The sequence below is a fragment of the Litoreibacter sp. GN1-5 genome (assembly GCF_055693805.1).
In genome coordinates, this window is the sequence record NZ_JBVFUP010000001.1 from 1470694 (window position 1) to 1483180 (window position 12487).

11 protein-coding genes and 1 pseudogene are annotated in these 12487 nt (G+C 54.2%); 4 read left to right on the forward strand and 8 right to left on the reverse strand.

Annotated features, from left to right (window positions below; genetic code table 11):
* Position 1: 1 nt before the first annotated feature.
* Positions 2-898 carry a sugar phosphate isomerase/epimerase family protein gene (locus tag ACZ1HF_RS07575; protein WP_472656920.1) on the forward strand — a complete coding sequence of 299 codons (897 nt, stop codon included), beginning with the start codon at positions 2-4 and terminating at the stop codon, positions 896-898.
* Between the two features lies 1 nt (position 899).
* Complete coding sequence (locus tag ACZ1HF_RS07580) at positions 900-2057, forward strand: Gfo/Idh/MocA family protein (protein WP_472656921.1); 1158 nt, start codon at positions 900-902, stop codon at positions 2055-2057.
* On the opposite strand, the pseudogene ACZ1HF_RS07585 reads toward ACZ1HF_RS07580, so the two are convergent.
* The 6 genes and pseudogenes from ACZ1HF_RS07585 to ACZ1HF_RS07610 form a co-directional block, all read right to left on the reverse strand.
* Positions 2058-3055: pseudogene (locus tag ACZ1HF_RS07585) on the reverse strand (LacI family DNA-binding transcriptional regulator).
* A 26-nt stretch (positions 3056-3081) separates the two neighbouring features.
* Positions 3082-3285 carry a hypothetical protein gene (locus ACZ1HF_RS07590; RefSeq protein WP_472656922.1) on the reverse strand — a complete coding sequence of 68 codons (204 nt, stop codon included), beginning with the start codon at positions 3283-3285 and terminating at the stop codon, positions 3082-3084.
* Positions 3286-3296: 11 nt separating this feature from the next.
* Entirely contained in the window at positions 3297-4067 is a 771-nt protein-coding gene (locus tag ACZ1HF_RS07595) for an ATP-binding cassette domain-containing protein (RefSeq protein WP_472656923.1), read from the reverse strand.
* 15 nt (positions 4068-4082) lie between these two features.
* A complete protein-coding gene (locus tag ACZ1HF_RS07600) occupies positions 4083-5156 on the reverse strand; it encodes an ABC transporter permease (protein ID WP_472656924.1) in 1074 nt (357 codons plus the stop codon).
* 82 nt (positions 5157-5238) lie between these two features.
* Positions 5239-6183 (reverse strand): sugar ABC transporter substrate-binding protein, encoded by a 945-nt coding sequence (locus ACZ1HF_RS07605; protein ID WP_472656925.1) that lies wholly within the window; start codon positions 6181-6183, stop codon positions 5239-5241.
* Positions 6184-6270: 87 nt separating this feature from the next.
* Positions 6271-6594: a hypothetical protein gene (locus ACZ1HF_RS07610; RefSeq protein ID WP_472656926.1), complete on the reverse strand. Its 324-nt coding sequence runs from the start codon at positions 6592-6594 to the stop codon at positions 6271-6273.
* A gap of 256 nt (positions 6595-6850) precedes the next feature.
* Here ACZ1HF_RS07610 and ACZ1HF_RS07615 point away from each other — a divergent pair, with 256 nt between their 5' ends.
* Positions 6851-7783 carry an aldo/keto reductase gene (locus tag ACZ1HF_RS07615; protein WP_472656927.1) on the forward strand — a complete coding sequence of 311 codons (933 nt, stop codon included), beginning with the start codon at positions 6851-6853 and terminating at the stop codon, positions 7781-7783.
* Positions 7780-8847 (forward strand): NAD(P)/FAD-dependent oxidoreductase, encoded by a 1068-nt coding sequence (locus ACZ1HF_RS07620; RefSeq protein WP_472656928.1) that lies wholly within the window; start codon positions 7780-7782, stop codon positions 8845-8847. The genes ACZ1HF_RS07615 and ACZ1HF_RS07620 overlap by 4 nt, the downstream gene beginning before the upstream one ends.
* On the opposite strand, the gene ACZ1HF_RS07625 is transcribed toward ACZ1HF_RS07620, so the two are convergent.
* Positions 8840-9745: a hypothetical protein gene (locus ACZ1HF_RS07625; protein ID WP_472656929.1), complete on the reverse strand. Its 906-nt coding sequence runs from the start codon at positions 9743-9745 to the stop codon at positions 8840-8842. The genes ACZ1HF_RS07620 and ACZ1HF_RS07625 overlap by 8 nt on opposite strands.
* Positions 9746-9803: 58 nt before the next feature.
* Entirely contained in the window at positions 9804-12290 is a 2487-nt protein-coding gene (locus ACZ1HF_RS07630; RefSeq protein WP_472656930.1) for a GcvT family protein, read from the reverse strand.
* Positions 12291-12487: the final 197 nt, after the last annotated feature.

Genomic DNA, 12487 nt, shown 5'->3' on the forward strand with positions numbered 1-12487 from the left:
GATGATTAAGATTGGCAATGCCCCGTGCAGCTGGGGTGTCGAATTTGCGGATGATCCGCGCAACCCGAACTGGCGTAAAGTGCTGCAAGAAAATGCAGATGCAGGCTATACGGGGATCGAACTTGGCCCTGTCGGGTTTATGCCCGAGGACCCTACTATTCTGGGCGACGCGCTGGAAGAATTCGGGCAAGAGATTGTAGGCGGCGTGGTCTTCCGCCCTTTCCATGATGCCGCCCAATGGGACGACGTGATGGATGGTGCTGTGCGCACGTGCAAGGCGCTTCGGGCGCATGGCGCGCAGCATCTGGTGCTGATCGACTCGATCTCGCCGCGGCGCGCGCCCACTGCTGGCAGGGCAAGCGAAGCAGAACAAATGGATAAGGCCGAATGGACTGCCTTTCGTGACAGGATCGCGACGGTCGCAAAGATGGGCACAGAAGACTATGGGCTGACGGTCGGAATGCATGCTCATGCAGCGGGGTTCATCGATTTCGAGCCCGAGTTGGAGCGCATTCTTGACGAGATCGACGAAGCCATCCTGAAGATCTGTTTTGATACCGGACACCATTCATATGCGGGTTTTGACCCCGTGGCCTTTATGGACCGCCACATGGACCGCATCAGCTATATGCATTTCAAGGATATCGACCCCGTTGTGAAAGCCGACGTCATCGCAAAGAGAACCGGGTTCTATGATGCCTGCGCGCAGGGAATTTTCTGCAACCTGGGCGACGGTGATGTGGATTTCCCAGCAGTGCATCAGCGGCTTGTCGATACCGGTTTCGAAGGCTGGTGCACGGTCGAGCAGGACTGTGACCCGGCGGGCGACACGTCGCCTATTGCAGACGCAAAACTGAACCGTGCTTATCTGCAATCCATTGGCTTCAAGGGGGCTTGATATGGCACGATTGAATTGGGGAATGATCGGCGGCGGCAAGGGATCGCAGATCGGACCGGCCCACAGGCTGGGTGCAGGCTTGGACGGGGATTTCTCTTTCGTTGCCGGTGCCTTAGATCACGACCCTGAAGCTGGCCGCACCTATGCGCAAGAACTTGGAATAACGAAAGATCGCGCCTATGGCGACTGGCGAGAAATGCTTGCGGGCGAGAAGACCCGTGAGGATCGCATCGACCTCGTCACCGTTGCTACGCCGAATGCGACGCATTTTGAGATCACCAAGGATTTCCTTGAAGGCGGGTTTCACGTGCTCTGCGAAAAGCCGATGACCATGACCGTCGAGGAAGGCGAAGAGATCGTCAAAATCGCACGCGCGACCGGTAAGATATGCGCCGTGAATTACGGCTATACAGGCTACTCGCTGGTGCGTCACATGCGGGCGATGATTGCATGTGGCGATCTGGGGGCTGTGCGGGTTGTCGTTGCCGAGTTTTCACACGGCCATCACGCAGACGCAGCGCAGGCGGATAATCCGCGCATTCGCTGGCGCTATGATCCCAAACAGATGGGCGTCTCTGCGCAATTTGCCGACTGCGGCATCCACGCGATGCATATGGCAAGCTTCGTGACCGGCCAAGAGGTCGAAAAACTGTCTGCCGACTTCACCTCAACCATTTCCAGCCGCGAATTGGAAGATGATGCAATGGTCAATTTCCGAATGACAGACGGCGCTGTTGGACGGCTTTGGACGTCAGCTGTCGCTGTGGGTCGAATGCATGGTCTGACACTTCAGGTGTTTGGCGAAAAAGGCGGGTTGCGTTGGGCGCAAGAACAACCAAACCAGCTTTACTTCACCCCGACAAATGGCCGGGTTCAGATTATTGAGCGCGGTGAGGCAGAGCTGTCGCCAGAAGCTGACAGAACCACCCGTGTGACTATCGGCCATGCAGAAGGCATGCCGCTGGCATTCGCAAATATCTATTCAGATCTGGCAGAAGTTATCCGGGCCGAAAAGGCTGGCACAGCTGTGGATAAAGCGGCCGATCTTTACCCAAGGGCCGAGGACGGGTTGCGGTCCATGGCAGCAGTCTATGCTTGCGTTGCATCTGCAAAAGACGGCGGCAAATGGGTTACTGCAATTCCGCCGCTGCTTAGATAATCAGGGCAGCGGGCGCAGCGTGCCGCGTTCGACGATGTGGCACGCGAACAGCCTTGCTTCCGGGTAGCGCTGATCGTCTTTGAGCATTGCCTCGACCAGTTCAATGGACGACGCGATGATCTGGCGAAATGGATTATGGATCGTGGTCAGGTTGATATTTTCCCACCGCGCCATCTCCATATCATTCAGACCAAGTAATCCGATATCGCCCGGCACAGATAGACCCGCAGACTGAATAGCTGACAAAGCACCAATCGACAGGACATCATCACCGCAGAAATACGCCTCGGATGGGGGCTCTCCAATACGCGCAGCATCTCTGCCCGGCCTGCATCAAAAGAATATGCAGAGGCGAAACTTGCCGTCATTTCAACATCGGGGTGCAACGCGATTTCATCGACGAAACCCTGATGACGATCCTGGGTGGACGTGGCTGACTCCGGACCCCCAAGAAACGCCACGCGCTTATATCCGCGCGCAACAAAGGTTTGCGCAGCCATGCGCCCAGCTTCGATATTGTTGATACCAAGGACATTGACTTTGGGGGTGGCCACATGCCGACCGAAAGAATGCACAACCGGCACACCCGCATCGCGGAACCCTTCAGCAAAGCTTTCTGGCAATGTCGAGGACGCAACGATCACCGCATCCACCGAATACGCCTTCAACATGCGCACCGAATTTTCAGGGTTCACTTCATCCGTCAAATTAACAAGTAAAGGACGCAAACCGCGTTCCTGAAGGCCCTTGGTAAAAAGGTCAAAAACCTCAAGAAAGATCGGGTTATGAAAGTTGTTGGAGACCAGACCAATCAGCTTTGTTCTGCCCGTGGTCAGCGATGACGCCAAGGCATTCGGGCTGTATCCAAGCTCATTTGCGGCCTTTTCAACTTTGCGGCGAGTTTGCTTGGAAACCGATGCCCCCTCGGTATAAGTGCGCGACACAGCAGAGCGGGATACGCCCGCACGTTCTGCTACATCCTTGAGTGTAACCGCCACAGCCGTCGTCTCCTTTTGTGCGCCAGTTACGGCTTGTCTTTTTCATCTGACACAGCTGACCAGTCAGCCGTAATAAATTTCCATGTGGCTATGCCACCCATACCTAAAAAGATCAGCCCCCAGAATGCCGCCCCTGTGGACAGTTCAAAAAGTCCCCACCCCACAGCAACCCCCACAACAGCAACCCGGCGCCAGACCGGCAGGAAGAAAGGAACGGCAAGATCAAACATAGCCTGATACTTTAAGCAGCACCTTCGTATTCCGCACCTGTTTTGGCCCCGGTAATATAGGCCACAACATCTTGACCATCTGTTTCTTCCTTTCGCAGGTTCGCAACAATGCGTCCGCGCCGAAATACAACGATCCTGTCGACCAGATCAAATACCTGTCGCATGTTATGGCTAACAAGGATCAGGCTTTCGCCTTGCTCTTTCAGGGTGCGAATGATGTTTTCTACCTGAGCGGTTTCCTGCACGCCAAGCGCCGCTGTCGGTTCGTCCATGATCGTCAGCTTTGACGCAAAGGTCGCCGTGCGCGCTATGGCAACGCATTGGCGTTGGCCGCCGGACATATTGCGGATCGTGTTCTTGATATTCGGAATCTTCACGGCAGTTTTCTCAAGACCTGCAAGCGTTGCCTCACGCATCGCTTTGTAATCAAGGATCGAAAATGGCCCCAAGTTGAACTTCACGATCTCTCGGCCCAGAAACAGATTATCCGAAACATCCAGATCATCGGCAAGCGCCAGGGATTGAAATACAGTTTCAATCCCTGCCTCGCGGGCATCAAGGGGGCCTGCGAAATGCACTTCTTCGCTGTTAAAGTGAATTGTACCACGGGTGCGCTGCTCTACGCCTGTGATCTGGCGCACGAAGGTTGACTTGCCCGCGCCATTGTCACCCATGATCGCGACATGCTCTCCCTTGCGCAGAGCAAAATCTGCGCCTTCCAAAGCATGTACTCCGCCATAGTGCTTGGTCAGGTCTTTGGTCTCCAGAATAATATCCGACATCTCTTTGGCCCTCCCTTATGCGCGCGCTGCGGCGCGTTGTTGGCGCCACTGGTCAAGGACAACCGCACCGACGATAATCGCGCCTTTCACCATCTCTTGATAAAACGCGTCCAACCGCAAGAACGTGAAACCGGATATGATCACACCAAAGATCAGTGCGCCAATAACTGTCCCGATAATGGACCCACGCCCCCCGGCGAGTGACACGCCCCCGATAACGGCCATTGCAATGGCATCCAATTCGTAGATGATACCCATACCCGACTGGGCGGTCAGGTTCTTTGAGGTCAGAACAATGGCCGACAGGCCAGCCAACATACCGGCAATGGAATAAACCAAAACCTTATGGCGGGCGACGTTGATACCGGACATCCGAGCCGCCGCTTCATTCGACCCGATAGCGTAGGTGTGTTTGCCGTAAAGTGTCCGGGTCATTATGAAATGAAACAGGATCGCCAACGCTATGAAAATAAACACCGGCATCATGCCTTTGCCGATCGCGCCATAAGCTTCGGTTGGGAAAGAAATAGGCTGACCGCTGGTCCACCACTTGGCGACACCGCGCGCTGACACCATCATACCAAGTGTTGCGATAAAAGGTGGGATCTTGGCATAAGCCACAAAAAACCCGTTAATGATCCCTGCGAAGACACCGATAGCAAGACCGACAATAACAGGAACAAGCACAGGCAAATCCATCCACTCCGGGCCGAATACAGCCTTCGGATTGGGATTGCCATTAACCTCGGCAACCTGCGCAAAGCTCATCGCGATCATCGCAGCGGCCCCAACGACAGAGCCAGAGGAAAGATCAATCCCCCCAGAAATAATCACTTGCGTTACGCCAAGGGCAATGATGCCGATGATAGACACCTGAAGAATAATGATCTTCAAACGAGCTTCATTGAATATGCTGTCAAACCGATCATTGCTATCAAACAGGAAGCTTTGCCCCATGATGGCGGCCCCTAGCCCTTCAAAGATCAGGACAATCAGGATAAGCGCACCAAAAACATTGATCTCATTGGGCCATTGGCGTTTGGATTTATCGAAAGACAATCCACCTATGCCGTGACTTGTGTCTGACATTAGTCAGCTCCCCTACACATATCGGTTCTTCTTATAATGGCACAGGGCACATACGCATGCCCTGTGCCTGTTGATCATGAGCTTAGTTCTTACCCAGGAAATCGTCTATATTGTCAGGTGTTACCAGCTTGAACGGGATGTAGACCTTTTGGTCCACGTCCTCTCCGCGGGCCAGTGCCAAAGCGGCATCGACAGAGCCAGCACCTTGTCCGTTGGCATCCTGGAACACTGTCACGTCCAGATCACCGGATTGCATCGCTTGAAGAGCATCCTGTGTTGCGTCGACACCGCCGACCTGCACATCGGCCATATCAATGCCTGACGCTTTCATCGCCTGAATTGCACCAATTGCCATTTCATCGTTGTTGGCGAAAACCGCATCAAACGGCTCACCCGAGGATAACCAGTTGGTCATAAGGTCTTGTGCCTTGTCGCGTGACCATTCAGCGGTTTGCTTGTCCACCAATTCGATGAAGTTACACATATCCATTGCCAGAACGTCTTCGACGTCTTTGGAGCGTTGGATAGCGGCCTGATTGGAAAGCTGGCCCATAAGCATATAAGCCTTGGCGCCGCCGGATTTGCCCTCTGCCCGCAGGTTTTGACATATCTGGAATGCTTTGAGTGTCCCGGATTCGATCTCGTTCGAGGCCACAAAGGCTTGGTTGTCAGGCAGGCTGTCTACATTGGTCGGCTCCCGGTTCACATAGACCAGAGGAACGCCAGCGCTTTCAGCAGCTGCAGTCATTGCGTCAGCAGCGGATGTATCCACGATATTGACAATGATCGCATCAACGCCTGATGCGACGAAGTTGTTGATTTGATCAAGTTGCTTGGCCACATCATCCGTTGCATCTTCAACCTGAAGGTCAACACCGTCCAAAGTGGCAGCATGATCTTCCATACCATTGCGCATAACGGTCAGGAAGTTATCGTCAAAACGCGCGATAGACACACCAATGGTTTCAGCCATCGCTGTGGTGCTGATCAACGCTGTCAGACCTGCAGTAAGTAGAAGTTTTTTCATGTGTTCCTCCCAAGAACTGTGCCCGGCGCACAACCAATACTATAGACCGGGATCCCATTTGGGGCGATTTATTCATCAAATCTACAGTCACGCCGCATGCGCCATGATTGTGCCTTTGATGAAGCGAATAGATCTCGAAAGCACAGCTTTCAGATCAGACAATGCATATTCGGGGTCATTGCGCATTCTGACACCAACTAAATGCACCGAGAGCACCAAAGCATGAAGTTGTGCCGTAGTCAGTGACGGAACCGTCCTATGGTTTAGCGCAAGTCTCAAATTATCCCCAAATTCTTCACGACGCGCTCTGCGAAGCCCATTCAGCTTAACGGGGAAATTATTTTTTGCAACCGGTTGCATAAATGGGTATAATTTTTTGTTTTCGCATGAATTTTCATTCTTATTTTTCAACAATTTAGGTTTGGATTAATGTGCCTAGATTAGCCGAGAGCCCCCTACAAATACCGCACAGGTGGATCGAATCGAATTTTCAGTTACGGATGCCTGAATGATGGACGTATTCGTCTGATTTTGCAGAGGTTGTTCATTCAATATACTCATCCCGAACACGGGCCTGTCCCTCAGGTTCCAAAAGAATTACGAAGTAACAAACAATCAAAGCGATCACCCTCTTTATCCCACACAACGACTCTGCCAGATTGCCCGCATGACCAATTTAACAACGCGCTCCGGCACCCCCGTCTCACCCTTTTGTTTTGGAACCATGCAGTTTGGCGGCAAGGCTGATGAGACTGCCAGCAAAGCCATGTATGATGCTTGCCGCGCAAAGGGCATAAATTTCTTCGACACCGCTTATGTCTATACCGGCGGTGCGTCTGAAACCTTGCTGGGCCAATTCGCAAACCCCGAGCAGGACGATCTGATCGTAGCAACCAAGGTAGGCTATACAGGCGGCTCTAGCCGGGACAATATTTTGACCACCTTCGACGAAAGTCGCGCGCGTCTGGGGATGGATGCCATCGATATCCTTTATCTGCATCGCTGGGATGATAACATTCCGCTGGATGAAACATTCGAAACGCTTGCGCGCCTAAAAGATAAAGGATTGATCCGCTATATCGGCGTGTCCAACTTTGCAGCATGGCAGGTAATGAAAGCTGCCAATGTGGCCGCACAGTTTGGTGTCACTGTCGATATCCTGCAGCCTATGTATAACCTTGTGAAACGGCAGGTAGAGGTTGAAATCCTACCAATGTGCGCGTCGGAAGGTATTGCTGTGGCCCCCTACTCCCCACTTGGAGGCGGTTTGCTGACGGGCAAATACGCAAGCGACGGCACTGGACGGTTGAAAGAAGACACCCGCTATGGCGCGCGATACGGGCTTGACTGGATGCATCAAAGCGCGGCGGATCTGGCAGGCCTTGCAACAGAGCTTGCTATAGATCCTGCAACCCTTGCCGTCGCATGGGCCGCACATAACCCGGCAGTCACAGCACCGATCATCTCAGCCCGCTCGGCGGAACAGTTGCACCCGTCCCTCGCGGCACTGGACTTCTCTATGGACGACGCCCTTTACGCGCAGATCACAGCCTTGTCGCCCACACCGGCACCTGCGACAGACAGGCTCGAAGAAGCATGATCGACTTTCTGGTGATCGGTGGCGGGATCGCCGGTATCTCAGCCGCGGCAGAGTTGAGCACTATTGGCAAGGTCACTCTGCTAGAGACTGAAGACGCCCTTGCCTACCACGCCTCGGGTCGATCCGCCGCAATGTTTGAGGAAACTTACGGAAAGCCAACCACCATTGCCCTGAACCGCGCCAGCAAGGCTTATCACCTTGAGGTCAATGCCAGTAAACAACGCGGGCTTATGTTGTTGGGAAAACCGGGTGATGACGCCTTCGATGCGGACTTGTCTCATATGGCCATGACCCAAATAACGCTGGAGGAAGCCTGCGCGATGGTCCCGATACTTGACAGCAATGCCATTGACCGCGTTGGCTATCATACCGAAGCGTGGGACATTGATACAGATGCCATGGTGCAACGCTATGCCCGCCACCTGCGCGCCAATGGCGGAGAAGTTCAAACCAAGGCCAAGGTTTCAGCTATCGCGAAAACACCACAAGGTTGGCAGGTACAAGCAGGCGACGGCATTTATGATGCGATGACACTTGTCAATGCAGCTGGTGCATGGGCCGACGAGATCGCGCAAATGGCGGGCATTGCGCCGCTTGGCATCCAGCCGATGCGTCGGTCTATGGCGCGCATTCCCACGCCCGGCAATCACGACGTGACCGATTGGCCCATGATGTTTGGCCCCGGCGAGACATGGTATGCCAAGCCTGATGCCGGGGCGCTTATCGTCTCTCCGGCTGATGAACATCCGGTCGCACCTCATGACGCATACGCGGATGACATGGTTCTGGCCGAAGGGCTTGCGCGGTACGAGGCCCATGTGATAACCCCTGTGACCCGTCTTCTAAGCAATTGGGCTGGTCTGCGCAGCTTTGCGCCTGACAGGCAACTGGCTATTGGGCGCGACAAGGCTGACCCATCATTCTTCTGGTGCGCAGGGCAAGGTGGTTATGGCTTTCAGACGGTGCCAGCGGTCAGCAAATTGGTCTTGTCCCTTCTATCCGACACCCCATCCGAGCTGGATAGAGGCTTGATCACGGCCTTATCACCCCACCGCTTCAACTGAACCTAACGCTACGCAGCATCCCAAGCAGTGCAAAGGCCAGGACCATTGGCAACAGAATTGTCTTGAACAGGAACACTGCCAGAATGTTGATGAAGCTCGCCACCAACTCATCCGCACGCGATATGATGATCTGTGCCGCCTGCGCATAGTCCTCAACCCCGGCAAAAGTTGCACGTGTTGCATCGGCCATCCGAGCCGCTGTCGTTGTCATTGCAGACGTGCCTTGGATAATACCGTCTAGCATATGTTCAAGTATCCCGTTTTTTGGCTGCTTTGTCACGTTTGGGATGTCTTGGCGCGGCGATGATTGCTCTGCTGTACTGACAGAGGATGTAGCAAGATCACCAGAAATTTCGCTCAGGATCGCTTCATGCCTGTCCCACACATTTCTGGTCACGACATCCGCAAGCAAAGCGGACAGCACGAATGCCAGCGGCAGCACTATTCCCAGACCAACGCCATATTGCAGCACCACACTTCCTACGCGCGGTGCGCGATGTCCGGCATTGGCCCGTGCGCTAATAATTTCGACACATAAGCCCAGAAAAATCAGCCCAAAGCCAATCCCCGCCAGCGGCCCAAAAGATAGCGAGAACAACCCCGCCCCGATCGCCAAGGCAAACACCACACCCGCCATCTGTTCGACCGTATCATCAAACGGCTCAAGAGCTTTCAGAGGTTGAAGGTTGCCCGATACGACCAGTGATCCGCCGACCTCGACCTCCTGAGCCGTGGATAGAAACGCATTCATTGTCCGCAATGTCGCATAGACAGCAACGGTCGAGACAACCACCTCCGTGGTGTAGCGCTGCGCCGCATTGGACAGCGGGTTGACCGCAAAACAGGATGCGATCAACAGCCCAAGGCTGAGGACGGCCATAATCAGATGGCGTTTCATCAGGAACCTCCTTACCCCGCAGCATAGCGCTTGCATGGGGCAAGGGGAATCCCGTCTTTTAACCGTCTATGCGGATCGTTTCGTTCTTTGGATCATACGGGCTGTCTTCGACAATTTCGGCATCCCACAAATCGCGTTGCATACGCACTTTCAACTTTGTTCCAACTGCAGCCAGTTCGGGGGACACATAGCCCATGCCTACGCTTTTTCCGAAAGCGACAGAGTAGCCGCCAGATGTGAGGCGACCAACCTTTGTATCTCCATCGTAAAGCGCTTCGCGCCCCCAAGGGTCTGCACCTTCCGGTCCGTCGATCAGAAGCGTGACGCATTTCGACCGGATGCCCACCGCTTCCATCGCGGCCTTGCCACGAAACTCTTTAGACAGGTCCACGAAACGCGGTAGGTCAGCTTCCAGCGGCGTCGCATCGCGGCCCAGTTCCGTTCCGAAAGCGCAGTAGGATTTCTCTTGCCTGAGCCAGTTCTGCGCCCGCGCGCCGACCAGTTTCATGCCATAAGGCTCGCCTGCCTCTTCCAACAGATCAAACAGGTAGTTCTGCATCTCAAGCGGGTGATGCAGCTCCCAACCCAGCTCACCCGTGTAAGCGACGCGGATCGCGTTGACTGGGCACATGCCCAGCTCGATCTGGCGCGCTGACAACCACGGGAAGCGCTTGTTTGACAGCGCCGTTTCAGGGTCAGCGTCCTTGATCACCGCTTTCAATACATAACGCGATTTCGGCCCAGCAATGGCGAACACGCCCCATTGCGTCGTAACATCCTGCACTTCAATACGACCAAACTTATGTTCCATATCCTCAACCGACTTGCGCAGATAATCGGCGTCATAGGCTGTCCAGGCGCCGGCAGAGACAAGATAGAACTCATCCTCTTTGAGACGCACAATCGTATATTCGGTCCGCGTTGTGCCTGCATCTGTCAGCGCGTAAGTCAGGTTGATCCGTCCCACTTTGGGCAGCTTATTGGTTGTAAACCAATCAAGGAAAGCTGCAGCGCCGGGTCCTTTGACGATATGCTTGGTAAACGCCGTGGCATCGATCAAACCAACGCCTTCACGGATCGCTTTCGCCTCTTCTACCGCATATTGCCACCAGCCACCGCGCCGGAAGGACCGGTTGTCATGGTCATCAAACCCTTCTGGGGCATAGTAATTCGGACGTTCCCATCCGTTAACTTGTCCAAACTGAGCCCCCCGCGCCGCCTGACGGTCATAAGCTGGCGAACACCGCAAGGGCCTGCACGCTGGCCGTTCCTCATCCGGGTGGTGCAGGATGTAGACGTGATCGTAGCATTCCTCATTCTTGCGGGCAGCATATTCCGTCGTCATCCATGACCCGTAGCGTTTTGGGTCCAGCGAAGCCATGTCGATCTCGGCCTCCCCGTCAACCATCATCTGTGCAAGGTAATAACCTGTGCCACCTGCAGCCGTGATCCCGAAAGAAAAGCCTTCGGCCAGCCACATATTGCGCAGCCCCGGCGCTGGCCCAACCAACGGATTACCATCGGGCGTGTAGCAAATCGGGCCATTGAAATCATCCTTCAAGCCAACCTCTTCCGAGGATGGGATCCGGTGAATAAACGACATATATTCTTCTTCAATCCGCTCCAGATCCAGCGGAAACAGATCAGCGCGGAAACTGTCCGGCACCCCATATTCAAAGCGGGCCGGGGCGTTTTTCTCATACGGCCCTAGAATCCAGCCGCCCCGTTCCTCGCGCACGTACCACTTGGCATCGGCATCCCGCAAAACGGGATGTTCCGGGTTGTTCTTCCGCCATTCTACAAGCGCCGGATCAGGCTCGGTCACGATAAACTGATGTTCTACTGGGATCGCTGGGATCTTGATCCCAAGCAGACCTGCTGTGCGCTGCGCATGGTTGCCTGTCGCTGTGACCACATGTTCCGCGTGGATCACGGTCTGCTCGTCCGAGGGAACCAGATTACCGCCTTTTTCCACCATCTTGATGCAGGTCACATCCCAATGATCACCAGTCCAGTGATAGCTATCCACCTGCCACTTCCGCTCAATCGCAACCCCATGCTGACGCGCGCCTTTGGCCATCGCCATCGTCACATCCGCCGGGTTTATGTAACCATCGGTCGGGTGATAGATTGCACCCTTCAAATCCTCTGTGCGTACCAGCGGATACCGATCCTTGATCTGCGCCGGGGTTAACCATTCATAGGGCACGCCCACGGTTTCTGCCGTGCTGGCGTAGAGCATGTATTCATCCATACGCGCGTCGGTTTGGGCCATGCGCAGATTGCCCACGACCGCGAACCCGGCATTTAGACCCGTTTCTTCCTCAAGGGTTTTATAAAACCTGATGGAATAGTCATGGATATGGGTTGTCGCGTAACTCATGTTGAAATACGGTAACAACCCCGCCGCATGCCATGTGGACCCGCTCGTCAGCTCATCGCGTTCCAGAAGCATCGTGTCCCATCCGGCTTTGCCCAGATGATAGGCAATAGATGTTCCAACAGCGCCGCCACCGACAACAAGAGCTTTTACGTGGGTTTTCATGAGCGTACCTCCGGTTCTATCACCGTTCTAGCAAGCCGTGGACCAAGACGAACACATCATTCGACCCAAAATGCGCGTTTTCCGACAAGCAGCGTTTGAATTCACATCGCTCCATGAGAATTGCGCTCTGAAGACAACACCTTCGCAATGCGCTCTGTTGCAAACTTAATTGTACTTTATGAATAACAAAACCCGCT